Source organism: Nostoc sp. UIC 10890 (assembly GCF_054786515.1).
The window spans coordinates 504,110-530,988 of record NZ_JBSGKF010000001.1; the positions used below are offsets into that span (position 1 = coordinate 504,110).

The following is a 26,879-nucleotide window of genomic DNA, read 5'->3' on the forward strand; positions in this document are numbered from 1 at the left end:
GATTGGGGATTGGGGACTGGGGACTGGGGATTGGGGACTGGGGATTGGGGATTGGGGATTGGGGAGAAATGATAAATGACAAATGACAAATGACCAATGACAAATGACAAATGACAAATGACCAATGACAAATGACAAATGACAAATGACCAATGACAAATGACCAATGACAAATGACCAATGACAAATCCCCAATTGCGATAGACTGTCTCAAGTGGGGAGGGGTAAAAATGAGCAGCATCACCAGCCATCAACGCGATCGCAGGTTTGGGATTAAAATACCGAAACTGTTTTTAGGTTGGCAGCAAGTATTTGGAGAAGCACGCACCCGAATTTTATTCTGGTACTTGCTGATTTTGGGGATAACATTTCTCATTGCCATTCCCGCCTTTCGCTATAAGCTCGATCAGCGCATTGATGAACGGGTTCGTCGAGATATGGTAGAAGATATGGCGGCTTTTAATGCGTTAATTAAAGGTGAAACCTTTGCTCCAGATGATGCACTCGCTGAGGATGATTCAGAAGACATAGTGATTGGGCCAGAGCAATTGAAATGGTTGCTGGCTGGCAAAAAACAAATCGCTCCTCCAACTTCCAAAGAAGATTTGATCAGACTTTTCAGAGCTTATCTGTTATATCGACTACCAGAGGATGACTCTTATTTCATCACATTTGTTGATGGTGAATTTTATAAATCTAGCCCCAGAGCGCGTCCTAAACCACTTGCCAAAGACTCACCACTCATGGAACGGTGGGCAAAGCAAACTCAACCAGAACAGGGAGAAAAAGAATTTTCCGACCCTGCCCTTAGTAAGATCCTTTACATGGTGGAACCGATTAAAATTAATGGACAAACTCAGGGAGTCTTCGTTGTTGCCCATAGTGCAGTTGGTGAACGCGCAGAAGCTCTAGAAGCAGTTTCCGTAATTATTGAGGTTTCCAGTTTAGTGTTTGTGGTGTCCTTCATTCTGGCATGGTTGGCGGCGGGACGGGTGCTAGCTCCCCTACGAATGATTACCACCACTGCCCATGCAATTAGTGAGTCAGATTTAACCCAACGCTTACCTGCGCGAGGTAAGGGAGAACTGGCAGAATTAGCAAAGACATTCAACGAAATGATGGACAGACTAGAGGCAGCTTTTACTACCCAGCAGGAATTTGTCAACGATGCTGGGCATGAATTGCGGACTCCCATTACCATTGTTCGCGGACATCTGGAACTGATGGGAGATGACCCCCAAGAGCAACAGGAAACCTTGGCGCTGGTCATGGGAGAATTAGACCGGATGAGCCGTCTGGTGGATGACATGATTTTGTTGGCGAAGGCAGAACGCTTAGATTTTTTGCAGTTGGCGACGGTGAATGTAGCAGACTTAACCCAAGAGTTATTTGTCAAAGCCCAAGCACTGGCAGAGCGGGACTGGCAAATAGATGCGATCGCAAGGGGTCAGATTATAGTTGACCGCCAAAGAATTACTGAGGCTGTGATTAATCTGGCGCAGAATGCAACTCAGCATACAGCAAAGAGTGATACTATCTCCATAGGTTGTGCGATCGCTAAAGGCAAGGTGCGTTTCTGGGTACGCGATACAGGCGAAGGCATTCCCCTTGTCGATCAAAAACGGATTTTTGAACGTTTTGCTCGAACTTCTAACAGTCGTCGTCGCTCTGAGGGTGCGGGATTGGGACTGTCAATTGTCCGAGCGATCGCAGAAGCCCACGGTGGACAAGTGTTACTTCGGAGTCAACTAGGAAAAGGTTCGATGTTTACCATCGTTTTACCCCTCGATCCCCCGCAAGAAATGAGTGCTTATGGCCAACATTCTCATCGCTGAAGATGAACCCCGCATTGCCTCATTTATTGAGAAAGGATTGCGATCGCAAGGTTTTACAACAACAACTGTTACCGATGGGTTGTATGTGCTAGACATAGCACATAGTGGAAGCTTTGACTTACTAATTTTGGATTTGGGATTACCTGGAAAAGATGGATTTCAGGTACTCGAAGAACTGCGGGGACAGGGAGAAGATTTACCTGTAATTATCCTCTCGGCTCGGAGTGATATTCACGATAAAGTTGCTGGATTAGAAGGAGGCGCAGATGATTATGTCACCAAACCCTTCCGATTTGAAGAACTTCTGGCGCGGGTAAAGTTGCGTTTGCGAAGTGCTAGACCTGTGAGAGATGCCCAAGAATTTCTCCTCCAAGCGGGTAATGTGGTGCTTGATTTGCGAACTCGGCAGGTAAAAGTAGGCGATCGCTTTGTAGAATTACCTGCTCGTGAATTTACAATGGCAGAAATGTTTTGCCGTCATCCCGGACAAGTTATAAGTCGAGAACAACTGCTAGATTACGTTTGGGGCTACGACTATAATCCAGGTTCTAATATTGTCGATGTATATGTCGGTTATCTCCGCAAGAAACTAGGCAGTAACCTCATTGAAACCGTTAGAGGGATGGGTTATCGCTTGCGAACCTGAAAACTTTCTGGATGATGCGCTGGCAAAACTAACCGCTGGTTTCGTCTCCCATCTCCTAAGAGGATGTTTTAAAAGTCCTCTGGTCGATAGCAAAACGTTTTAGATCCCCCTAAATCCCCCTTAAAAAGGGGGACTTTTAGAGATTTTGCCCGCCTTTTTAAGAGGGGTTGGGGGGATCAACAAGTGCCTAAAATTACTGCCAACCACTTTTAAAACATCCTCTAAGTCGGCTTGTTATAATTCTTCGAGTCATTACTATTAAATTACAAAGAAAGGCAGGAGCTAAGAGACAGGAGACAGAAGGAAAAAATTATTAACAGAAACTACTTTACATCTGTGGAAAACCTGTGGAAAAACTATGGCACTTTTCCACAAGGTAATTATACTTAATTAAGTTTTAATAGCAAAATATCAAGTTTTCCACAGTTTTTTCCACAATCTAAGTTAAATTTAATCAATTTTTATACGTTACTTAATATTCTTGACTAATTATTCAACCATCAAGGCTAATGTTCATGGTGCTGGTTGTGGAAAACTTAAAATAAATCTTCACGATGGTTTTTGGGAACGGCTAGTCATATTGATGCGATCGCTCAGTTGGCGTAGAGTTTGTGCTAAAGTGCGATCGCTCTCCTGGAGTTGAGTAATTTTATCGCAACTGTAAATCACCGTTGTATGGTCTTTACCACCAAACTCCTCCCCAATTCTCGGCAAACTCAAAGCCGTGTGTTGGCGCATGAGATACATTCCCAATTGACGCGCCCAGCTAATCTCTCTTCGCCGCGAGTTACTTTTGAGATCGTCTATTGAAACATCAAAGTTATCAGCCACAACCTTTAAGATTGCTTCTGGGGTAGCTGCCATTTTTTCATTAGGCGGTTCTAAAACTGGTGTGATATTTTCCACCGTCATCGGTAAACCCCAAATAGAAATATAAGCCACAGCCCGAATTAAAGCTCCTTCTAACTCTCTAATATTAGAAGTATAGTTAGAAGCAATATACTCAATTACATCGCGGGGAAGCTGAATATTTTCATCCTCAGCTTTTTTCTGTAGAATTGCCATTCTAGTTTCTAAATCCGGCTTTTGGATATCGGCGATTAGCCCCATAGAAAACCGAGAACAAAGACGTTCTTGTAAACTAGGAATCTGGTTAGGAGGACGGTCAGAAGCAATGACTACTTGTTTGCCAGCTTCATGTAAAGTATTAAAAGTATAAAAGAATTCTTCTTGGGTATATTCCTTCCCTTCAAGGAACTGAATATCATCAACTAATAAAACATCAGCGGCTCGGTAATGCTCTCGAAAACTTTGCATACTATCCTTACGGATTGCTGTAATTAAATCATTAGTAAACTGCTCAGTAGAAACATAAAATATTTTACAATCAGGACAAATTTTCCAGCGATAATGACCAATAGCTTGCATCAGATGAGTTTTACCCAAGCCGACACCACCGCATAAGAATAAAGGATTAAACTCTTTACCTGGATATTCTGCAACCGCCAAAGAAGCAGCGTGAGCCATCCGATTGTTGGCACCAACTACAAATCGCGAAAAGACATATTTAGAGTTTAATTCAGTAGTTTTATGATTGTGATTAGGAACAGCTTCAGAAATACTGCTAGGATTTGGTGATTCCCAAGAAACCTCTCGTTCACTAAAATTAGAAACTTCATCACCTTGAGCAACAGTAATATAAATTCCCACGGGATGACCGAGAATATCTTGTACTACATGAGCAATGGTATTGATGTAATACTTCTGTAACCAATTACGAGCAAATGGGTTAGGAGTGCGGATAACCAAGCAATTATTTTCTAATCGTTCCGCACTAGCAGTTTTTATCCAAGTTTCAAAGGTTGGTCGGGATAGTTCAAGCTGTAGGCGCTCTAGTACCTGACTCCACAGACTTTCTATGGGAATTTCGGGAATTTCCATTATCCACCACCTTTGCTGCTAATTGTCACAATAGAAGAGAAAGCACCAATTTAGCATTGAGACACGCTAGACCTAGAATAAGCTTTTAAGTTGTAATCATTTTGGGACATACCCAGTAGGCAAGATCCTAACACTCACCGACTGACACGGAGAAGCAACAACACATGAAGACAACAAACCATCACTCAGCACCCAAAAATATTGATGGCAGGCGTTTGCCCCACAGGTTATGGATGCTCTTATATGGGGTAGGAGTGGTGTTACTGGGTAGCTGCTCTCTTCTACCTGCTAAGACTTTTGAGACTCGACAAAACCAGACTCAAGCCCAAAATACAGCAGAACCTAATCCGGTAATTGTCCCACCACCAATTTTCTCTTCGTCTGGAGATCCTAATTTTGTGGTGAAAGTAGTGCAAAATGTGGGGCCTGCGGTAGTTCGCATTGATTCTTCCCGAACAATCACTTCTCGTCCTCGCGTACCAGACGAATTCAACGATCCATTTTTCCGGCGATTTTTTGGAGGCGCAGCGCCACAGCCTAGACAAAGAGTAGAGCGGGGTAGCGGCTCTGGATTTATCATTAATTCTTCAGGTCAAATTTTGACTAATGCCCATGTGGTAGATGGTGCTGATAGAGTGACTGTCACACTCAAAGATGGCCGGACTTTTGATGGGAAAGTACTGGGTGAAGATGCAGTAACGGATGTAGCTGTGATCAAAATTGATGCTAATAATCTGCCAACCCTAGCTGTGGGTAATTCCGATGCCTTGCAACCAGGAGAAGCAGTAGTTGCCATCGGTAATCCATTGGGCTTGAATAATACCGTCACTTCTGGGATTATTAGTGCTACAGGTCGTTCTGGTAGCGATATCGGTGCTAGTGACAAGCGGGTTGATTACATTCAAACAGATGCAGCGATTAACCCTGGTAACTCCGGTGGCCCATTGCTAAATGCTCGTGGCCAGGTAATTGCGATGAACACAGCGATTATTCAAGGCGCTCAAGGTTTGGGATTTGCTATCCCGATTAACACTGTGCAAAGAATTTCCCAGCAATTAATTGCTACAGGTAAGGTGGATCATCCTTATTTGGGTGTTCAGATGGTGACACTGACACCAGATATTAAAGAAAAAATAACAAGTAGAGCAGGCGATCGCTTAAATCTTACAGCAGATGAAGGCGTTTTGCTGGTTGAGATTGTGCCGCGATCGCCTGCTTCTGAGGCTGGACTACGAGTTGGTGATGTGATTAAAAGCATTAGTAACCAGCCTGTGACTAAAATTGACCAAGTACAAAAGCTAGTAGAAAATAGCAAAATCGGTACTACCTTACCAATAGAAGTGGAACGCAATGGGCAAATTGTTCAAGTAAGAGTTCAACCTGCTCCTTTGCCAGTAAGACGTGAAGGATGATGTTTGTCATTTGTCATTGGTCATTTGTCATTTGCCCAATGCCCCATTCCCTATTCCCCATTCCCCATTGCTTAATGGAGTTTTATCATGAGTGAGTTAGCGCCAATAATTCAATTAGGCAATCCAACATTACGCCAAAAAGCTGCTTGGGTTGAGAATATTCAAGATGAGCATATCCAAAAATTAATTGAAGACTTAATAGCCACTGTTGCCAAAGCTAACGGTGTGGGAATTGCTGCACCTCAAGTAGCACAATCCTATCGTTTATTTATTGTGGCTTCCCGTCCTAATGCCAGGTATCCCAATGCCCCGGAAATGGAACCCACGGCGATGATTAATCCCAAAATCATTGCTCATTCAACGGAAGTTGTCAAAGATTGGGAAGGTTGTTTAAGTGTTCCAGGAATTCGGGGGTTAGTTCCTCGATATAAATCTATTGAAGTAGAATACACTGATTCTCAAGGCGACTTACAAAAGCAAGAATTAACCGATTTTATCGCTCGGATTTTTCAACATGAGTATGATCATCTCGACGGCATCGTATTTGTTGATCGCCTAGAGAACACTCTCGATATGATTACTGAGCAGGAATATCAACAACGAGTAGTTAAATAAATGGGAATGGGGAATGGGGAATGGGGAATGGGGAATGGGGAATGGGGAATTTTTATAACTCCTGCCTCCTGCTTTCTGCTTTCTGCCTCCTGCCTTCCTTGATAAAATAATATAGAAAAATATGGCAACTTTTGTAGGTTGTGATACGCTATCTGCTTTAGGAGTGTGGAGGAACCGAAAATGACTAAGCTGCGCGTGGGGTTACTGTTTGGCGGTCGTTCGGGAGAACATGAAGTTTCGATCAAATCAGCACGGGCGATCGCTAAAGCTTTGAGTGCAGAGGAAAATGCTAATAAGTACGAAATACTGCCTTTTTACATCCAAAAAGATGGACGCTGGCTGGCGGGAGAAGCACCCCAAAAGGTTTTAGGAACTGGCAGTCCCCTACTGGAATCAGAACAGTCAACATCTGTTGGACATCTGACATCCAACCCTCAAGCTCAAACCCTGAGCAAGTGGCAATCTCCCTCTCAAGTTGCGGAAGTAGATGTTTGGTTTCCCATTCTCCACGGCCCCAACGGTGAAGACGGGACAATTCAAGGGTTACTCACCTTGATGCAAGTCCCCTTTGTTGGTTCTGGGGTGTTAGGTTCGGCGGTGGGGATGGATAAAATTGCCATGAAAATGGCTTTTGAGCAAGCGGGACTAGCACAGGTAAAATACAAGGCCGTAACTAGAGCGCAGGTTTGGTCTAATCCTTGTGTGTTTCCAAAATTGTGTGATGACATTGAGGCAGCGTTAGGTTATCCTGCTTTTGTCAAGCCTGCTAATTTGGGTTCATCAGTGGGTATTGCCAAAGTGCGATCGCGTCAAGAATTAGAAGCCGCCTTAGATAGTGCTGCCAGTTATGACCGTCGGCTAGTTGTAGAAGCTGGTGTTGTAGCCAGAGAAGTCGAGTGCGCCGTTTTGGGTAATGATCAACCCCAAGCCTCTGTCATTGGAGAGATTACTTATGACAGCGATTTTTATGATTATGAAACTAAATATACTGAGGGTCGCGCAGATTTACTGATACCTGCACCACTTCCAGATGCGATCGCCCGTCAAATTCAGGACATGGCTTTGCAAGCTTTTGCAGCTGTTGATGCTGCGGGGTTGGCAAGGGTAGATTTTTTCTATGTGGAAGCGACACAAGAAGTCTTTATTAACGAAATAAATACCTTGCCAGGCTTTACTGCAACGAGTATGTATCCCCAACTCTGGGCCCAGAGTGGAGTCTCTTTTCCAGAATTAGTTGATCGGTTAATTCAACTTGCTCTTGAAAGACATTCTCCTCGCTAAGGGAGAAAATAGACTAACAGACTTTTAGATAATCACAGCAAAAAGTCACAATAAATACAGAATTGTGGCAAAATTTAGCCAGATTTGGTAGCTTATGTTTTACAAAAAAGCTACTAAAATCTGAAATTTTGTTACGGATACCTGATGATTAACTCCTCCAGTACAATTTATTGACTAGAGGGGTACAAATCTGAAAGTAATCATGGAAAAAAGTCAGAGTGTACAGCGCGAGCGAACCCAACTAAGAAGGGCTACTCCAGAGCTGACAAACAGGAAATCGAGATTAAAACAAAGCTCGAATGTTCTGATATATCTGGTCACACATCATCCTTGGCTATTGTTAACTGGGTGTTTAGCCATGTTTCTAGGAGGTGGTGCTTTTGCCCTGTATAGCTTAGGTAATGCTGGCCAGGTAACACAAGAAGAACCAGAAAAAATCCCAGTTATAGTTGAAGAACCAATCAACGTGCCCTCTGAGAGTAGTAATCCTACACCTTTATGGATGGTAGCTGCGATCGTCCTCAGTTGTGGTAGTGGTTGTTTGCTCATTTTCCGAATGCTTAACCGGACAACGCAACCGCAAAAAGTCCAAAAACAGGTTAACCGCCATCAGGCACGCTTGGCACAGAATCATTACCAAAGATTGGAACCACGTCTTCCCAAGAACCAACCAATTTTTGTGCCACAGCCACAACTGATGCCCCTTATGCAGATGCAACCTAAAACAAAGCATCTGGTAACGGTTCTACCAGCAGAACACAAGCACCACCTGGATACGCGCATAGAACCTTTAGCAGACCTAATGGATCTTCGTAAAAATAGTTCATTGTCTGCAATTTTACGCCAGTATTAATACTACCGTAAAGTAAAACCCGGTTAAATTAACACTTTTCGCCAATTAGCTTGGCTCAGATTCCCGACTTCTCTAAGAAGTTGGGAATCTTGTTATAAGTAGGTGGGCGTAAATAAAGTTAACTGGCGAGGATTGTCCTTTGTCATTCATCATTGGTAAATATTTTAGGCATATTTACTTTTAGTAATATAGTTTAGTTTATTCCCGCCTACCTACTTATATGAATGATTGATAAGAGAAGATAGGAGGGCGTTCGCCGAAAATCCTCCTAAACGCCACATAGCTGATTAACTGCTTTTAAAAAGTTAGATATGAGCAATTAGGAAATTTAAAAACATGCCAAAATGGCAACCAGCTTTTGACTAACCAAGTTAAATTGTATGAAGATAAACGACTTCAAGGGTTTTGTTGTCAGGGACTACCACGTAAGCAAATTCCTTTTGTAAAACACTATTTACTAAGTGATTTACAAAAATAAAAAACTATCCCTACCAATTATTTACAGAGTATTTTTCTCAGTAAATAAATATCAATAATCAAGTTTGGCATTTGCTGCGACAGGAATATTAAATGCGTATGGGCGTTGTTGTTGAAATACGCATTAGCCCCCAAATAACGGGCAACGTCTATATACATTCCTGTTCACTTCAGCAGCAAATGGCAGAGTGGGAGTTTGAAGCTAACGGATATGCTTCCTCTCACTCTCTTTTTATCGGAACAGAATTCAAGAGTCAGGAGTCAGGAGTCAGAATTCTGAATTCTGAATTCTGAATTTTCCTTTAGAAGTTAGTTTCTCGTAAAAACTTAATAATCGCTGCATTTAGTACTTCAAAAGCACCAGTTGACGCATCATGACAGCAGTTAGACAAAATCTGCAATTTTGAATTGGGGATATGCCGATGCAATTTTTCACCATGACTAGCAGGAAACCAACTATCTTGTTCACCCCATAAAACTAGTGTAGGACACTCAATTGCACTCAGTTTATTTTGAATTTTGGTGAGCATATTTGGCTTATTTGCTTGCCAATTCTCAATTTCTAGCGCTGCTATTTGTAACTCTTCGGCAACTTTTGCGATCGCACCAGGTAATTCAATAAACGGGTAAGTTATCCAATAGACATCTTCCTTTGTCAAGATTGAGGGATCAAATAGTACTCCACGTCTTTCTATTGCCATAATTTCTCTAAATAGAGGTGCAAACAAATATGCCAGACGTAAAGAGTCAACTGTTTGCATTACTTCCAAGGGCGTTTGGGCAAGTAACCACATAGCCCAATGGGGTAGTTTTTCTGTAAAAACAGGTACATTTACTACTACAAGCCGCCCGATTAACTCCGGGTTTTCTTGAGCAAGGGCAAGGGCAACTAATCCCCCCAGAGATTCAGCCACAATTACCGCTGGTTCATCACATAATGCCTGAATAATTCTTTGAAACTCAATAACTTGATGACCATTATCTTCTCTACGAAATGATGGTTTTTCCGAAAAACCAAAACCTTTGGCATCAAAACAAATTACCCGATAATGTTTAGATAATGGTGCTATGCTGTGGCGCCAATTATAGCTCCAACTACCCATGCCATGTAATAAAATTAGCGGTTTCCCTTTACCTTTTTCGCCATAAGCAATTTGTACAGGATACCCTTTAGCATCAGTAATAATTAGACTTTGCCGACCTTTCGGAAAAGTAGCTTGCCACCAATCTTTCATTCCGTTATCAATAAATGATTTAAGCAATTATGGGTTTTAAGTTGCATAGCAACTAACAAGACGTTCGGCGAACGCTAATTACGAATTACGTTAGCGCAGCGTTAGCGACGCAGGAGCGTCATTACGAATTACGAATTATTCTAACCGCCTGTTAAGGCATTCCACAGGATTCTAATTAGTATCACGGGCAACGCGACTAAAACAATAGAGATTAGCAACAACCCAGCCAAAACGGCAAGGATAAACCACTTGTCTGCACTCTTTTGCTCGCTGGGAAACTTTAAGTACTCTTCTAATAGCTTGATATTATTAGTGTTAGCTCTCCAAGCAAAATCAAAAAAGTCTCCCAAAACTGGGACAGTACCTACCAAGCCATCAATGATAACGTTCACAACCATCTTACCTAAAGTGGCTCTAGATACACCTAGTCGCGCTGCTTCTAGGATGATGTAGCAAGAAAACATCACTCCCAAAAAATCACCACCAATCGGTATGAGTCCTAAAATTGGATCTAGACCAAAACCAATCTTTGTGCCAGGAATAGTAATAACATTATCCAGCAAACGACTTAGCTGACGCAGGCGCTTTAAGGTGGGTGCTTTGGCATCAGGTTCAATCATCGAAAATCGAGGAGGAGAATCAGGCATGAAGGCGATCGCTAACTTTGTATTGAATCGTTAGACATTTTACTCCCCTAATGAGCTTTTGCAAAAATTTTCTCAAGGATTTACTAATTAATATTTTTCGTGAGATTGCGACTGCGCTTTTAAGCGGATATCATCGCCCACAGTCACATTCAACTGATCGCCGATTAGCATAACAGCAGCGCTCATCGACAGCCAGAGCATTAAAACTATCACAGCCCCTACAGCACCATATACTTTATTATAATTGCCAAAATTCGCTACATATAGCCGAAATATGGCAGACAACATCGCCCAAAAAACAGCTGCTAAAATTGCTCCAGGCATCATTGGCGTACCTGGGTTCCACTGACTTGGGCCATAGCGATAGACAAAGCCAAAGGCAACAGCAACAATACTTAAAGCTAAGGGCCAGCGTAACAGTTGCCAAAGATGCAACAAAAACATCAAAGAACTATTTCCGCTTACTACCATTCCCAACAACCAATCGCTGGTAAACACTGACAAAGAAGCCAATACTAAAAGCAACATAGTACCGATTGTTAATCCCAAAGAGACTAGCTTGGCTTTCCAAAAGGGGCGGATCTTTTCTGGAGGAATTTGATGGATTTGGTCGAGGGCTGTCATTGCAGTACTCACCGCTCCAGAAGCAGTCCAAATTGCTAATATAAAGCTCAGAGAAAACAAACCGCTATTTCTAGAATTGGTAATTTCTGTAGTCGCAAAATCACGAATCAGAACCAGGGCTTCTTCAGGTAGGACTTGACTTAGTAGAATTGCCAGTTGTTTAAAGGTGTTTTGTAAAGATTCTGCCAATAAGCCAATAGCTGTGATGATCGCAAGAATTGCTGGAAACAGCGATAGCATGGCATTGAAGGCGATTTCCGAGGCGAGTCCCAAAAGTCGTCTTTCCATTGTCCGGGAAAAAGTTTTTTTGAGCGTGCGCCAATTAAGATGGCGAAAAAAGCGGAAAAAACGAAGCTTTGGCATGATTTAGAGTTAAAACTGATGAGGTTTATTAACTACTTTGCCAAATTTTGCGTAGCGATCGCATCTATCTTTTTACCGCAATAATACCGAGTGGGGGATGGGAGAGAGTTCCTAACTCTTGTACAGACGCGATTAATCGCGTCTCTCTTGACTAATGACCATTGACTAATGACCATTGACTAATGACTATTGACTATTTATTTATGAATCAAGATTTAACACAACAGTGGTTGACAGAAATCCAGACAATTAAAGAGCAGATGGCAGAGTTGCAACACGAGCGCGATGCAGCTTGGGAAAGTGCCCAAAAATGGCGTCAGCTTTATAACACAGAAGCAGAACAACGCCGCACAGATGCCCAATTATCCCAACAGGCGATCGCATCCCTCAAGGCAGATTTGCATAAACTTAAGGGTATTGAAGCAGAGACACTGGCTGCTGGGACATCAGTTACAGCGATCCAAGAAGAAATAGAGCAGCTAAAATCTGTGGAGGACTTGCAAGCTAAACTCATCGCCGTAATCAAAGAACGCGATCGCTTTTTCCAAGCTTTGAAAACCGAGCAAGATAACCACGCCCAAACCCGCAATAGCCTTACTACTGCCTTGGGCGATGCTATTGATAGCTTGACACGTGAGCGATCGCTAGGAGTCGGAGACAAAGAAACACCAATTTCTTAAGTCCGCGCAGGCGGACTTAGTTTGTGTAGCCGCGATTTCTAATCGCCAAGTATATTTGCTTATCGGTTTTAACCCTTTGTACTACAAAAAATAGAAAACCTTCTATTTCCTAGGTATTTCTGCATAACCCCGATTTATTCCAATATCCAAATTTTCTCTCTGCTTTGAATTCACTTTGTCTATACCAATCAATCGATAAATGATATTTACAAATGGTGGATAAATTTGTCCAATTGCAAGCAATAATGGTAAATTTAAACCCTTTCCCTTTGCCCTTTCCCCCTTAACCGAAAAGTATTGGAGTTACCTAACACTAACGCTTCACGTTAATCTTAAAATCCCATTGCCTCAGCAACTGCGCCCAATTCTGCTGCAATACCCTGTTTAAATTGACTGTGATTGTGTTTAATGGCTGTATCTGGGTCTTTAAGACCATTGCCTGTGAGGACACAAACCACTGTCGCCCCTGTGGGAATTTGGTCTTTCACCTGCAATAAACCGGCTACAGAAGCGGCGCTAGCGGGTTCGCAGAAGATGCCTTCTGACGCTGCCAAAAGTCGATAAGCGTCGAGAATTTCTGCATCGGTGACGGCATGGAAATTTCCCTGGCTTGCGGTTTGGGCTGCGATCGCTAAATCCCAACTAGCGGGGTTGCCAATGCGAATTGCTGTCGCTAGGGTTTCGGGATGCGCCACTGGCTGTCCATGTACCAAGGGGGCTGCACCTGCGGCTTGGAATCCCATCATTCGGGGTAAGCGATCGCACTTTTTGGCTTGATGATATTGACAAAATCCCATCCAATATGCTGTTATATTCCCGGCATTGCCCACAGGTATACACAGCCAATCTGGGGCATCACCCAGCGCATCGACGATTTCAAAGGCTGCTGTTTTCTGCCCTTCTAGGCGGTAGGGATTGACCGAATTCACCAAAGTGATTGGATAGGTTTCAGCCATCTCGCGGACAATTTCTAGCGCTTGGTCAAAATTACCTTTAATTGCCAATACTTCTGCCCCGTACAGCAACGCTTGAGCTAATTTGCCCAGTGCCACATAGCCGTCGGGAATCAGTACAAAGGCATTCATGCCCCCACGCCTCGCATAAGCGGCGGCGGCGGCTGAGGTGTTGCCTGTGCTGGCACAAATTACCGCTTTTGCCCCTGCTTCCTTGGCCTTGGAAATTGCCATAGTCATCCCCCGGTCTTTGAAGCTGCCGGTAGGATTCAGACCGTCGTATTTTACAAAAACCCGAACTTGTCTGCCAATACGTTCTGCGATCGCTGGCACTGGTATTAGCGGTGTATTTCCCTCTAATAGAGTGACAACCGGTGTTTTTTCGCTGACAGGCAAATATTCGCGATAGGCTTCTATCAGTCCGGGCCAGGGTTGGCGATAAGATGTAGCAACAGACAGGCTCAAAGTCACGGGATTTAAAATTTCTTAATGTAAGGATTGGATATTTTAGAGAGGGTGGGATAAGGAAGTGCAAAATAGGGAAGAGGAAGAAAGTGAATTTTTCTTTGCTAGTTCCCAGTTAAGAGTCCCTTAATTCCATTAAGAATATTATTTTTTGTGGTGCAGGCGTTTCACTTGCTATTTTTTATTTTATTTAGAACGTCAGTTTATCATAACCGCCACGGTGACATTAGGTTCAACAAATTAGCTTGAGGATGTTCACGGGATGAAAAATGATCGGTAAATATCTGGGAGTTACGTAATAACTCTATAAAACTCTTATTTTTAACCTACGGAAACTTAAAAGAGCGAGGGGCTGCTCTTGCTGAGGGGAAAACTCTTCTCCCATTCCCCATGCCCAAAAACTCCACCGATGGAGTTTTTCATAATTTGGCGTAATTCTTGATAGAGTCTACATATAATTTCTTGCGTAAATTCACTAAAAAGAGCGATAATAATTCGTACAACCATAATTGACAGGCTATCAATTAAGTACTGTTAAGTACCATCTCACTGGATGGAAGCTTTACACAGTTGGGGCGATGTTTTATTTGGAACACAGCCATTATGATCACCGTCTCTTATGATTGAACCTAAAATCCATTAGAGTAATTGATTGAAAATATACAATAATGTAATAAAGCTTAAAAGAGCATTATTATATTATTTCTAATGGTGTGAGTTAAGTTGTGGATTTAATTAGCGATGCCTACTTGTTTATCTAATGTTTCCGATCGCGAGTCCCAGGCTAACTGGGTCAGTAAGTTAACCAAGTCTTACTATCAAGACGATCAGCAAGCTAAATTGATGCATTTACAGGCAGAGGTAGACTCTCTGTTGCAGCAGTTGGAAAACCTAAAACACCAACGTCTAGCCGAAACTAACCAAAAAGAATAAGTTAGACTTCATAGATAGCGATGTCTACGACGGGCTACGCCCACGCTTTTCCCCTCTTTAATTTAAATTTGAGTAAAGGGGAAATTTGAATCAGGGGTGCGTTATTCAAAGCGCTGATTTTTCTCTGACCAGCGCTTCAAACTGTAGTTATGAGCATTTTCTACCAACAAAGCTAAGGATTGCACCCCTGAAAGCTTGGCGATCGCAGAGAGTCTTTGTAAGTAATTTCCTGTAAAATCAGTGTAAATGACTTTATTCCCATCAGACAAAATTATAGTCCGGTCACGGCGTTGCTCTGTGTTCTCCCCCTGAATTCCAGGTGTAGACTGATTTAAGGATGTTATTGCTTCTGCTGAGATAGTCAGTATTATTTCTGGTTGAGCATTATTTGTTAAATCAATCACTTGAACAGGCCAGTCACCCAATTTTTCCTGCATCTGTTCAAAGCTAGGAATAGCACCAGCCGGAACTTCACCAGATTGCTGTAAAGATTGCCACAAACTCGATAGCATTACCTTCAACCCTTGGGGATTTTGTTGATACAGTTCCCGTAGAGTAATGGGAGATGGTTGCACCCATTCTAGTGCTGCATTGGTCAGGGCTAAAGGTTTTGGTTGAAGAACATCGTTTTGATTATCTGGAATTTTTGGACCAGCGGCTAATAGGCGCAAAACTTTACCCCGTAGTTGCACCGCTTTGATAGCGGCTATAGTAATTTGTTGTTCTCCATTTGGTAACCAGACCACAATCTGGATTTCAGGGTCAGAAGTGATTCCCAAAGTTTTCCCCAAAAATTTAGCGGCGTCAGTTTTGGGTGGGTTGAAATTCTCAAAAGGGAAATTTAGCCAGCGTTTTCCGTCATTAAATGCACTCACCTCCACCTGATACCAAACTTGGTTATCTGTGAGTTTCAAATCTGCTGAGGAATTTGTTTGCAGCCAGTCGGTGTTAGTAACTTGAGTGATTGGTTGGACTGTACCAACAATCTGACTAGGGTGAGTAGAGGATATTTGCGATTTTGTACCCTCACCATTGAGTCTTGCTAACAGACCTTGAATATAAGCAAGATTATCTTTTGTAATTTTTGGTTGCGCCTTTAACCAAGAATTAGCATGTCCTTCTCCCCGCTGAACCGCTAAAATCAAAGCGAACCAAGCTTGCACCTCTCGTCTATTTGGGTTCACCCGCAACGCCGCCGCTGTGCGATTCCACAACCGTTTTTCATCAGCTTTGAGTAGGGTGGCAATTTCTTGGGCATTATGTGGCGACGCTTCAAACACCTGTAAAGCCTTCTCCCAGCGACCATCAATCAAATCTGCTAGTGCTTCTTGACTAGGACTTGCCCAATTTTTTTGGGCTTGAGTTTTGGTAAGTTGGGAATGCAAACGAATCAAATCCATTTGCGCTTGCGCCGCCTCTGGTAAAACTCCCTTGCGCTGTTTTTTGATTGACTTCAACCATTCAAAGGCTGGTGTCCACAGTCCACTACGGGCAATTGACAGGGCATTTTGGTATGCAGAATCCTTGAAAGCTGGTGATTTGAGGGTAATTTCCTCCAATTGAATCGGTTTGAGGAATAACTTCAGAGGCTTGACTTGATAAACCTGTAAGTGCGGTTCTAAACCTATAGTTTGATCAACCACTAACTCTTTTGTACCATCACCAGTTACCTGCTGCCATTTGGGCAATTGTCCATTAGGACTAGTCCAAGACAACATTTGTAGTAAATTCGTGCGTTCTGGATTGTAGTATACAACCTGACCGTATGCGATCGCACCAGTTCCTTGTTGGCGTTGACCCTGCAAATCAAACCAAACCCCAGGTGATGGTGTCCCACCTTCAAAACGTTGTACCTTATTTAAAGGTAGGGGAATATTAATATCTTGGGGTTCTAATGTTCCATCAAGTAAGGGAGAAATCACAAAGGATTCATCTGGGCCAGTTATAGGTAATTGAGTTGCTAGATAGTAATAATTTTCTGACTGAGATTTAAACTCTAACTCTTCTGAGCGCTCATAAACCCTGAGTTCCACCAGTTCTTCACAATCAGATTGACAATTAGCACGCTGCTGAAAAACTGGCAGTAAAAATGATTTTTTCACATCTTGATGTAAAGGCAGAGTTTCCCCCAATATTTGGTTTTTTTTACTCAAATCGAGTTTAATTTGTTCGAGAGTTTGGGGGCGTTCGTGATTACCAAGGGGGATTTGTGCCCATGCAGGTAAAATTTTATTTAGCCAGCTTACCTGGTCTGGATTGAAAATGAAGAGAACGCTAATCCAGGCAAAAGCCATAATTAGACTAGCACTACTGAACAGAATTGCGTAGCTTGCCACCGTAGGTATCGCTAGCGTTGACGGCAACCAACTTCCCCGTTTTAGTTTTTTCTGGGGTTTTTTAACAACGCGTTTCATTGCACCTGCATGAGGTTTATTTTGTTTAGAGGCTTTTGGTGTCAGCTTTCGTGAACGATTTGCCATAGATTAGGGACTAGGGATTAGGGATAGGGAATTAGGGATTGGGAATTAGGGATTAGGGATTGAGAAAACTCTTTCCTAGTCCCCAGTCCCCAATCCCCAGTACCTAGTCCCCAGTCCCCAATACCCTGTTATACTCGTCCTTTCAGAAGTTGCCCAGAAGCATTAAGTCTAATTTGGGACAAAATCCGTAAATGTCCCCATGTGAACCCTAGATGATCGCGAATACACTCTTCACTTAAGTATGTGAGCAGAGTGTAAAAAATTGAAAGGTAGACTTATTAGCCGCAGTCATCGCAAAACCTGGATGCTCGCATGGTTACTAATTGCGGGAGTAAATGGAGTTGCACAAAAAGCACTAGCACAAGAGTACATAGATACAATAACTACTCAGGAGTCAGGAGTTAAGAGCGATAATATTATTCCCTCATCTCCCTCCCCAGAAGAACCGATGGCGCAAGTTACATCGGTTTCTCAACTCAAGGATGTACAACCAAACGATTGGGCATTCCAAGCATTACAGTCTTTAGTAGAACGCTATGGTTGTATAGCCGGCTATCCAGATAGTAGCTATCGCGGTAATCGCGCCTTAACTAGGTATGAATTTGCCGCTGGTGTGAATGCTTGTTTAGATAGAGTCAACGAATTAATCACTACAGCCACCAGCGATTTAGTGACTCGCGAAGATTTAGCAATATTACAAAAATTGCAGTCAGAATTTTCCCCTGAATTAGCAACTTTGCGGGGTCGTGTCGATAGTTTAGAAGCCAGAACAGCCGAAATCAAAGCCAACCAATTCTCAGCAACAACCAAACTCAACGGACTACTAATAGTTGGCATTCAAGGACGGACTAGCAATCGTGGTGATGTAAATCCTAGAGATGGACAAAAAGATACAGATGATGCGGGGACAAACACTAATGTTATCTCCCTCGCGCAACTATATTTAACTAGCCAAATCACTCCCAGCAGTTACTTGTTTACAGGTCTTATAGATGGTGAAGGAAGAACTACGCCTAGATTTACCAATAGTGTTTCCCGAAATGACGTTTTACTTGGCTACGAATTTCCTACAGATAGCTTGATTGTAAGTGACCTAAATTTGCATTGGCTGGTGACAAATAAATTAGCAGTAATGGTAGGAACAGAAGGCGTAAGTATGCCAGCTGCTTTCCGAGGCCCCAATCGGGTAGAAAGTGCTGCAACAGGGCCGCTGTCTTATTTTGCCCAAAGAAACCCAATTTTAAATATGGGATACGGTCACGGCGGTATAGCTATTGATTGGCAATTTACTAAACGCGCTAGTTTGCAGGCAATTTATACTAGTTATCAACCAGGAAATTCTGGGACAGCTAGTGGTTTATTTGATGGAACCACCACTACAGGTGTGCAATTACTGCTGACACCAACTGATACTCTCGATTTAAGTTTGTATTACGTTAACAATTACTCTTCTGATGGTTGTTTACTAACCTTTGTTGGCGATGAATGCTTAACTACAGTTAATACCACTACCGGAAAATCAGCACCGCTGCAAACTAACGCCGTGGGTGCGACTGTAACTTGGCAAATTTCTCCCCGCATTAGTGCAGGTGCGTGGGGTGGTTATACTAAATCTTATATTCCTGGGCAATCAGGAAATGTAGAAACTACGAATTATATGGTGTTTATGAATTTCCCTGATTTATTTGCTAAAGGGAATTTGGGGGGGATTTATGTTGGTCAACCTCCTAAAATTACCAGTAGCAACTTACCTGTAGGGAATAATGTCCCTGATTTTGTAAATACTGGTTTAGGACGTGCAGGTGGACAACCAGGAACGACCACTCAAATCGAGGCATTTTATCGTTTTCAGCTAACAAATAATATCAGTATTACACCAGGAATAATTCATATCTTAGAACCTGGCCACACACCAGATAGTGACTCAGTTACCATTGGTATTCTGCGAAGTACTTTTAGTTTTTAATTTTTCGTAGATAAATATTATAGAACTGAAAGCAGAATTCAGGACTCAGAATGGGCTAACAGGAGTAAAACAGTCTTGATGCCAGGGTTTGAGACTTAGATTGTGTACTTCAAAAACTTAAAATTTGCTGTAAGTATTGACAAATGCTTATACCCAATTTATTTTTAAATACCCCATATTCAATTCTCTATGACTCATAGCTAATTTTCAATAGATATAAAAAAGGTTTGGCGGTGAGCCAAACCTATATATAAATCCAGTGCATAACAACATCCCGAATTAATTTACTCATTATTCTATTCATAGGGCATCTTCCTATAGGATGTGTGCAAATATCCTGAAACCTGATAAGACATTACTCCAGTATTATTGAATACCTAAAATATAAAATTAATCTGCCATAGGTTAGAGGCTATGGCAGATTAATTTAGATGTTAAAGTTAGCAAAAAAACTAGAAGTATTTTTATATCCAGAACTTACATTCAAGCGATTTTTCCAACTAGCAAGCAAAATAAAAGACGGGATAAACCATCCCGTCTAAATAGCTTGAAAGTGGAAATACACCTTGAACTGTGGAAAAATAGCACAAATAAAACTCAATAGATTGTAAGGCTAGCAAATAATCTTAACAAAAAAAATAGTTGAGCTTACTTTTAATATTTTAATTATTTGCATTTTAGCAAAAATATCATATTTTTATTTGAATGTAATGCCAAAATGCCAAATAATCAGCAATAAAAAAGACGGGCTTTAGCCCGTCTTATGTATAATAAGTAAAAACATCTTGGTAATTTCTGCAATATATCAAAATACTCTAATTACAATGTGCCAAATTGCCAAATACTTACCAATAGAAGATGAATATTAATTTATCTGTAATTGGATATTTTTATCAGCTATAAATTTTACTATCAACACAAATGAATAGTTACCTAGATTACCTCATATTCGGTGTAAACCATCACAGTAAGGTAAGTAAATCTCTTGCAAAAGTGCTTTTTGCACTCTTATGGGAAAAGGTTAAAGGGGAAGGGTTAAATACAAAACCTTTACCGATCGCCATCAATTGGTGAGCGAATCCTTAAAGTTGGCATTACAGCGCTGGCAGGAAAATTACAAAGGAATTGATGCAACTTGGTTACGTTGGGAGACTTTAGACGGAGAATTACTAGCAACGCAGAACAAGAATACGATCTGAACAAGAACGCCATGAACGTCCGTAATATAATTTACACTAATTTTCTAAGTATAGATTTGGGCTTTGACTACAGTAGGATCTTCTGTGCGTTCGATATGAAAACCAAGTTTTTCACAAACTTTTTGCATACCATAATTATCAATCAAAATATCAGCAGTAATAGTGCTGAGTTGCTCATCTCGACTAACTTGCAGTAACCTTTGTAGTAACTCGGTTCCTATACCTTGGCATTGACAGCGATCGCTCACCACAATAGCAAATTCTGCTTCATTCGTACCATGTATTTTACTTAATCGACCAACTGCCAATATTTCCCGTGTCTGCGTTTCGGGATTTTGATATTCGACAACTAGGGCTATTTCGCGATCGTAATCAATAAAGCATATACGTGTTAGCCGTTCATGGGCTACTCTCGACTGGAGCTTAATTAAGTGAAAATAACGAAAATAAACACTTTGCTCTGAGAGTGTCTTGTGAAATTGCACCATCAACGGCTCATCTTCTGGACGGATGGGACGAATGGTAACTGGAGTGCCATCTCTCATCGTCCACTTGCTAACATATTTTGTAGGATAAGGTCGAATTGCTAACTTTGGTAGTTGGTCTTCTTCAACATTTGTTTCGTGGAGGATAATCCGCGCATCGAGGGCAATTAATTGCTCAGATGAAGCTAGCAACGGGTTAATATCGATTTCCTTAATCCAAGGCTGTTCCACAACTAATTGACTAAATACTACCATTAATTGTTCAAGGGCAGCAATATCAACACTTTTGCGTTCCCGAACTCCTTTAAGCGCTTTATAAATCTGCGTTTGCTCCATCATGCGCCGCGCTAAAGTGGTATTGAGGGGTGGAAGTGCGATCGCGCGATCGTGAAAAACTTCGACTAGTTGTCCCCCTGTACCAAACAGCAACACCGGGCCAAACTGTGGATCGAGACTACTACCGATAATTAGTTCATAACCAGCCATTTTTACCATAGGCTGCACGGTTACACCTAAAAAATGCTCAACACCTACTTTCTCACTCACAGATTCGGCAATAGCGTTGTAAGCATGTCGTACAGCTTCAGCATTTCTCAGATTTAATTGCACACCGCCAACATCTGTTTTATGAGTAATTGTGTGGGAAAAGAGCTTTAAAACAACTGGATAGCCAATTGTTTCAGCACATTGAACTGCTTCATCCTCGCTTTTTGAAACGCAAGTTGCAACCACCGGAATACCATAAGCAGCTAAAATCTGCTTCGATTCAAACTCTGTGAGAATAGTTCGCCCAGCCTGACGGGCTGTTTGGATAATTTTTTCCACACAGTTACGGTCTGGTATCCCTGAAGCGGAATCAAATACAGGCATTACAGGAGTTTCGTAGATACCGCGCAGATTATAACTAGACTGCCACATATAACTAAATATCCGAGCAGCAGTATCAGGGTAAGGATATGTGGGGATATGGTTACGATTGAGAATCATCTCACCTGCTGCAATATCTGCTCCTCCCATCCAACTAGCAAGGATAGGTTTACCAGCTATCTGTGCGTAGGGTTTCAATTGCTCGGCTGTTTGGGTGGGATCTGTCATTGCTTGAGGAGTGAGAATCACCAATAAACCATCACTATTGGGATCTTTCGCAGCAATTTCCAACGCTTTGGTATATCTCTGTGGGTCAGCATCTCCTAGAATATCAATCGGGTTGCCGTGACTCCAATGTGCTGGTAATAGTTGATTCAGGGATGCGCTAGTTTCTTCAGAAATTGGTGCAACTTCTCCACCAGCAGCAATCAAAGCATCAGTGGCAAGTACTCCAGGCCCACCTGCGTTAGTTAAAATTGTCAGCCGTGGCCCTTTTGGACGGGGTTGTTTTGCCAGCACCTCTGCCATATCGAACAAATCAGAGATACTGTTGACGCGCAACACTCCACAACGTCGGAAAGCTGCATCAAGAACCTCATCAATTCCTGTCAGTGCGCCAGTATGGGAAGCTGCTGCTTTAGCTGCGGCTTCAGTCCGACCTGCTTTTATGACAATAATCGGTTTAGTTAGAGCAACTTCCCGCGCTGCTGACAAAAACGATCGCGCATTCCCAATTGATTCCATGTAAATTACAATACTTTTGGTATGCAGGTCATCACTCAAATAGTAAATCAAATCTCCCCAACCCACATCCAGCATTGAGCCAAGGGAAATAAAGGCGCTAAAACCAACGTTTTCCCGAAAACTCCAATCCAGGATAGCAGTGCAAAGTGCTCCACTTTGACTAATAAAGCCCACATTCCCAGGACGGGCCATTGCACTGGCAAAAGTTGCATTTAAACCTGTGCGTGGACTCATTACACCCAAGCAATTAGGGCCAATAATCCGCATTTTGCCACGATGTGCTTGCTGAAGTATTTGTTGTTCTAAAGCGATACCCTCTGCACCAGCTTCTTTAAAACCAGCACTAAGAATAATTGCACCTTTGACACCTGCATCTACACACTCAGCAATAATACCTGGGACTGTTGGTGCTGGGGTGGCAATCACTGCTAAATCCACTAGTTCTGGTACATCAGAAATAGTCGGGTATGCTTTGATTCCCAATATGCTGTGCCGTTTGGGATTGACAGGGAAAACAGTTCCACCAAAAGGATTGCTAATCAAGTTCCATAGTAGAGTGCGTCCAACACTACCAGCTTTTTCGCTAGCACCAATTACAGCCACACTTTTTGGTGCAAAGATCGCATCAAGGGGATTCGCTTTCTCAGTTTGCAAAATATCATAGACGCGTTGCCTTTGGCGAGCGTAGCTATCAACGGATGACTGGATAGGCTTTTGCATAATTCGCTGTTACCTGCGGTGGAAAGTAACCTTTGAGGAAAATTTTAAATAAGTAAGCTGAAATTTTCGTCTATAATTTGAGTAATTTTTTGTAAAGCGATCGCCACTCCAATTTCAGCAAATGGTGATAAATAGCAACCTAATTCAAAGTTTACGCCTGGTACTTTGATCCACCAAGCTGGTGGACAACGACCGTATATAGCTTGAGTGAGAGCTAAGAGCGATCGCGGATCGGTTGTATGTCCGGCAATCATGTTGAAAGATTCAAGTGAGAGCAATTGTACCTGCACCTGAGAACTTTCAGAGGTGAAACAAGCATCGATAAAGATTGCCAAATTAGCATGGGCTAAAGCTTCAGCCAATTCGGGTGTGAGTTGGTGGACAGCCAGAGATTTCACGTTTGATAGATGCAACGCCTTAGCTACTCGTTGCCCAATGCCATCATCACTACGCAACTCATTACCATAACCAATTGCGATCGCCTCTGGCGGGGCGTAGCCCATCGCATTAAAATTCATACTTTTTGCTGTCCAACACTATTCTGAAATTAGAGACAAAACTTGAGGAACTTGTGAGGATATAGAGAAGCTTGGAAGAAATGCTCACAATTTGCTCAGATTGTTGACATATAAATAAACCTGTGAGTCAACATTAAAACTAATCAGTATTCTGTAGCAGAAATTATGACTACAGGCGATCGCACATAGTCAAATTCTCTCCAGTCAAGACAAGAATTGTGATTTTTATCAACAACCAAGCACCTCTATAGTCTGGTAAATCTTTTGTTTGGAGGATGATGATGAGCAGAAGTGATGGAAAGAACTCATAAAATCCCCTGGAGAGGTTCATTGGAAGCTCACGTTAGCCTGAGATTTTTGACGCAACATCCCCCAGTTCCATGATAATTCCTGCTTTTTTGCGGGTATGTGAATCTGAGTCCTGACAAAATTTAAGTTGTAATAAGCACTGTATTTCCTCACAAGTTCCTCAAATTCTTTTTCTACCTTCAAGATAAAGATGCCCAACTATTGCATTCATTAGCTTGAAAATTTGTGAGCCAAAAAAGATAGGTCAAGCAGAATAAAAGGGAAAAGGGAAAAGGTTAAAGGGATGAACAGGTCGCGCCACTTGCGGGCGAGGTTTTTACCTTTCCCCCTTCCCCCTTCCCCTTCTTATAAATAGGCATCTACCAAAAGTGGTGAAAATTTTTTGAACTTGGAGTTACTTAGGAGATACACACCATGAGTACCATTGTTCAACCTCAAAGAGAATTTAATTTTTTTGATTTCTGGGATAGTTTTTGTCGCTGGATTACTAGTACAGAAAATCGGATTTACATCGGCTGGTTTGGTGTGTTGGCGATTCCCACCTTGTTAGCTGCTACCATCTGTTTTATTTTGGCTTTTATTGCCGCTCCCAGCGTAGATATGGATGGCATCCGTGAGCCAATCATGGGGTCATTGATGGATGGTAATAACTTAATTACAGCCGCAGTTGTACCGACCTCTGCTGCTATTGGTTTGCACTTTTATCCTATCTGGGACGCGGCATCAATGGATGAATGGCTCTACAATGGTGGCCCATATCAATTGATTGTGCTGCATTTTCTCATTGGTATTTGGTGCTATCTAGGGCGATTTTGGGAACTAAGCTATCGTTTGGGAATGCGCCCCTGGATAGCAATTGCCTATTCTGCACCCGTTATTGCCGCTACTTCCGTTTTGCTAGTTTATCCCATTGGTCAAGGTAGTTTTTCTGATGGTTTACCTTTGGGAATAACTGGAACTTTCCACTTTATGTTGGCTTTCCAAGGTGATCACAATATCCTTATGCATCCGTTTCACATGTTGGGTGTAGCAGGTATATTCAGTGGTGCACTATTTAGTTCTTTACATGGTTCTTTGGTGACTTCAACACTCATTCGGAAGACCGATGAAAATGAATCAATTAATGCCGGATATAAGTTGGGTCAGAAGCAATTTACTTACAAGTACCTAGCAGGACACTCTAGCTTTTTGGGACGGTTGTTGATTCCTATCTTTGCTAGTAAAAATCATCGTGCTTTCCATTTATTATTAGCAGCATTCCCAACGATAGGTATTTGGTTCGCAGCGATGGGTGTATGTTCGATGGCATTTAATATCAATGGGTTAAACTTTAATCATTCCATTTTAGATAGTCGGGGTGAAGTAATTAGAACCAACGCTGATATGCTGAACCGTGCCAATCTTGGTATAAATGCAATGCACGCTCCTAATGTCCATAATTTTCCTTTGGTTCTGTCTAGTGGTCAACCTATTCCAGTTAGTTAAAGATTGCATCCATCCATTTTTATAGTGGTTTTAAACCTGCCTGTAACTCTAGTATTAGTCAATATTGCAGGCAGGTTTTTCTTAGAGCCGGAAATAGTTGTTGTGGTCGATACCCCGGCTGGACATTCGCTAACTAACTATCTGAAGCTGACATGACTCTACTATCAATGGGTAATGATAAGTCACGTGACCATTCATTCCAAGAGCCAAAATAATTTCTAGCAGAAATTCCTGCTTCTTCAAGGGCTATTAATGTATTCGCAGCCCTTGAACCCTTAAAGCAGTAAATATACACAATGGACTCTGAAGTAATACCTACTGACTGACAAATTTCTCGGATTTCATCTGGCGATCGGAATGTGGGGATTTCCGATTCAGAATTCATTAGATGATGCCATTCTAACCATACTGCGTTAGGGATTCTGCCTTTGCGGGGACAAAAATCAGGATGGTAGGGAGAAGAATTCAACCCAAGCCATTCGTTGCGATCGCGCACATCTAATTTAATAATTGCTGGATTGTCAATTGCTTGCAACATCTCGGCGGTAGTCACCATCATGTCAGTGTTAGGATGCAATCTAAATATGCTGCTTTCACGTAATGGTACTTCATTGGTAGTAGGTAATCCTTCTGTCAGCCATGCTCTATATCCTCCGTGTAAAATAGATACCTGAGTGCAACCTAAATACTTCAGTAAGAAAGCTGCTCGACAAGATTGACCATAACCTCTATTTAAGGCATCTTCGTACACAATTAACCGTTCTGCACCCGATATTCCCAGCTTGCTCATGATTTCTCCAAAATACTCTTGTAATTCCTTTAATCCTGCTGGAGAAGAATTCTCTAAAAGATAGGTGAAAAAATCTCTAATATTTAGGGATTGAGGAATATGAGAAATAGCATAATCTTCGGGGCTTCGCGTATCGATAATGACAGCCTGTGACGACTTTTCTGCTGACAGCGACGTGAGTTCTTGAGGAGAAATGAGGAGTTTTGTATTCACGCTTTCATGCTTCTGTTATCCTACCATTAGGCATTATCGCGCCCGGTAGATTTGCGTTTTGGAATGCAAATCACAGAAGAAGAAATATTGAATGTTACGAGAGAACTTTTGTGGCTGTGTTGTTTTCAAGCAAGAATTCAGAA

At 42.0% G+C, this 26,879-nt stretch carries 21 protein-coding genes; 11 read left to right on the forward strand and 10 right to left on the reverse strand.

The window, feature by feature from the left end; genetic code table 11:
* The first annotated feature begins 230 nt into the window (after positions 1–230).
* Both ACWATR_RS02145 and ACWATR_RS02150 read left to right on the forward strand, forming a co-directional pair.
* Positions 231–1,835, forward strand: a complete 1,605-nt coding sequence (locus tag ACWATR_RS02145; protein WP_460340150.1) for a sensor histidine kinase — start codon at positions 231–233, stop codon at positions 1,833–1,835.
* The gene (locus ACWATR_RS02150) at positions 1,813–2,481 is read left to right on the forward strand and encodes a response regulator transcription factor (protein WP_460329049.1); all 669 of its coding nucleotides are present in this window, start codon (positions 1,813–1,815) and stop codon (positions 2,479–2,481) included. The genes ACWATR_RS02145 and ACWATR_RS02150 overlap by 23 nt, the downstream gene beginning before the upstream one ends.
* A 549-nt stretch (positions 2,482–3,030) precedes the next feature.
* On the opposite strand, the gene dnaA is transcribed toward ACWATR_RS02150, so the two are convergent.
* A complete protein-coding gene (dnaA, locus tag ACWATR_RS02155) occupies positions 3,031–4,422 on the reverse strand; it encodes a chromosomal replication initiator protein DnaA (protein WP_460329052.1) in 1,392 nt (463 codons plus the stop codon).
* Between the two features lie 164 nt (positions 4,423–4,586).
* On the opposite strand from dnaA, the gene ACWATR_RS02160 reads away from it, so the two are divergent.
* From ACWATR_RS02160 to ACWATR_RS02175, 4 genes are all read left to right on the forward strand, one after another.
* A complete protein-coding gene (locus ACWATR_RS02160; RefSeq protein WP_460329054.1) occupies positions 4,587–5,834 on the forward strand; it encodes an HhoA/HhoB/HtrA family serine endopeptidase in 1,248 nt (415 codons plus the stop codon).
* An 87-nt stretch (positions 5,835–5,921) separates the two neighbouring features.
* Positions 5,922–6,449 (forward strand): peptide deformylase, encoded by a 528-nt coding sequence (def, locus tag ACWATR_RS02165; protein ID WP_460329056.1) that lies wholly within the window; start codon positions 5,922–5,924, stop codon positions 6,447–6,449.
* Between the two features lie 180 nt (positions 6,450–6,629).
* The gene (locus ACWATR_RS02170) at positions 6,630–7,730 is read left to right on the forward strand and encodes a D-alanine--D-alanine ligase family protein (protein ID WP_460329058.1); all 1,101 of its coding nucleotides are present in this window, start codon (positions 6,630–6,632) and stop codon (positions 7,728–7,730) included.
* 202 nt (positions 7,731–7,932) lie between these two features.
* Entirely contained in the window at positions 7,933–8,583 is a 651-nt protein-coding gene (locus ACWATR_RS02175; RefSeq protein ID WP_460329061.1) for a hypothetical protein, read from the forward strand.
* 779 nt (positions 8,584–9,362) lie between these two features.
* Here ACWATR_RS02175 and ACWATR_RS02180 read toward each other — a convergent pair.
* The 3 genes from ACWATR_RS02180 to ACWATR_RS02190 all read right to left on the reverse strand — a co-directional run bounded on the left by ACWATR_RS02180 (position 9,363) and on the right by ACWATR_RS02190 (position 11,929).
* Complete coding sequence (locus ACWATR_RS02180; RefSeq protein WP_460329062.1) at positions 9,363–10,295, reverse strand: alpha/beta fold hydrolase; 933 nt, start codon at positions 10,293–10,295, stop codon at positions 9,363–9,365.
* A gap of 140 nt (positions 10,296–10,435) precedes the next feature.
* Positions 10,436–10,942 (reverse strand): DUF4112 domain-containing protein, encoded by a 507-nt coding sequence (locus ACWATR_RS02185; RefSeq protein WP_181929757.1) that lies wholly within the window; start codon positions 10,940–10,942, stop codon positions 10,436–10,438.
* An 87-nt stretch (positions 10,943–11,029) separates the two neighbouring features.
* The gene (locus ACWATR_RS02190) at positions 11,030–11,929 is read right to left on the reverse strand and encodes a YihY/virulence factor BrkB family protein (protein ID WP_460329065.1); all 900 of its coding nucleotides are present in this window, start codon (positions 11,927–11,929) and stop codon (positions 11,030–11,032) included.
* A 203-nt stretch (positions 11,930–12,132) separates the two neighbouring features.
* On the opposite strand from ACWATR_RS02190, the gene ACWATR_RS02195 reads away from it, so the two are divergent.
* On the forward strand, positions 12,133–12,609 hold the full coding sequence (locus tag ACWATR_RS02195; protein ID WP_420758589.1) for a hypothetical protein: 477 nt from the start codon (positions 12,133–12,135) through the stop codon (positions 12,607–12,609).
* Between the two features lie 332 nt (positions 12,610–12,941).
* Here the strand turns inward: ACWATR_RS02195 and thrC are convergent, their stop codons facing one another.
* Positions 12,942–14,033, reverse strand: coding sequence for a threonine synthase (gene thrC / locus ACWATR_RS02200; RefSeq protein WP_069070234.1), 1,092 nt, complete (start codon positions 14,031–14,033; stop codon positions 12,942–12,944).
* Between the two features lie 735 nt (positions 14,034–14,768).
* On the opposite strand from thrC, the gene ACWATR_RS02205 reads away from it, so the two are divergent.
* The gene (locus ACWATR_RS02205) at positions 14,769–14,960 is read left to right on the forward strand and encodes a hypothetical protein (RefSeq protein ID WP_181929754.1); all 192 of its coding nucleotides are present in this window, start codon (positions 14,769–14,771) and stop codon (positions 14,958–14,960) included.
* A gap of 101 nt (positions 14,961–15,061) precedes the next feature.
* Here ACWATR_RS02205 and ACWATR_RS02210 read toward each other — a convergent pair whose 3' ends face one another.
* Positions 15,062–17,440: a hypothetical protein gene (locus ACWATR_RS02210; RefSeq protein ID WP_460329069.1), complete on the reverse strand. Its 2,379-nt coding sequence runs from the start codon at positions 17,438–17,440 to the stop codon at positions 15,062–15,064.
* A gap of 304 nt (positions 17,441–17,744) precedes the next feature.
* Between ACWATR_RS02210 and ACWATR_RS02215 the strand changes: the two genes are divergently transcribed.
* Together ACWATR_RS02215 and ACWATR_RS02220 are read left to right on the forward strand one after the other, a co-directional pair.
* Complete coding sequence (locus tag ACWATR_RS02215; RefSeq protein ID WP_435024750.1) at positions 17,745–19,406, forward strand: iron uptake porin; 1,662 nt, start codon at positions 17,745–17,747, stop codon at positions 19,404–19,406.
* A gap of 1,070 nt (positions 19,407–20,476) precedes the next feature.
* A complete protein-coding gene (locus ACWATR_RS02220; RefSeq protein ID WP_460329071.1) occupies positions 20,477–20,605 on the forward strand; it encodes a hypothetical protein in 129 nt (42 codons plus the stop codon).
* 44 nt (positions 20,606–20,649) lie between these two features.
* Here the strand turns inward: ACWATR_RS02220 and ACWATR_RS02225 are convergent, their stop codons facing one another.
* The 3 genes from ACWATR_RS02225 to ACWATR_RS02235 form a co-directional block, all read right to left on the reverse strand.
* Positions 20,650–23,421, reverse strand: a complete 2,772-nt coding sequence (locus tag ACWATR_RS02225; protein WP_460329074.1) for a bifunctional acetate--CoA ligase family protein/GNAT family N-acetyltransferase — start codon at positions 23,419–23,421, stop codon at positions 20,650–20,652.
* 44 nt (positions 23,422–23,465) lie between these two features.
* Entirely contained in the window at positions 23,466–23,939 is a 474-nt protein-coding gene (locus ACWATR_RS02230; RefSeq protein ID WP_460329076.1) for a hydrogenase maturation protease, read from the reverse strand.
* Positions 23,940–24,108: 169 nt separating this feature from the next.
* Entirely contained in the window at positions 24,109–24,270 is a 162-nt protein-coding gene (locus tag ACWATR_RS02235) for a hypothetical protein (protein WP_460329079.1), read from the reverse strand.
* Positions 24,271–24,662: 392 nt separating this feature from the next.
* On the opposite strand from ACWATR_RS02235, the gene ACWATR_RS02240 reads away from it, so the two are divergent.
* Positions 24,663–25,733: a Photosystem Q(B) protein 1 gene (locus ACWATR_RS02240; protein ID WP_460329081.1), complete on the forward strand. Its 1,071-nt coding sequence runs from the start codon at positions 24,663–24,665 to the stop codon at positions 25,731–25,733.
* A gap of 133 nt (positions 25,734–25,866) precedes the next feature.
* Here ACWATR_RS02240 and ACWATR_RS02245 read toward each other — a convergent pair whose 3' ends face one another.
* The gene (locus tag ACWATR_RS02245; protein WP_460329083.1) at positions 25,867–26,736 is read right to left on the reverse strand and encodes a sulfurtransferase; all 870 of its coding nucleotides are present in this window, start codon (positions 26,734–26,736) and stop codon (positions 25,867–25,869) included.
* Between the last annotated feature and the right edge of the window lie 143 nt (positions 26,737–26,879).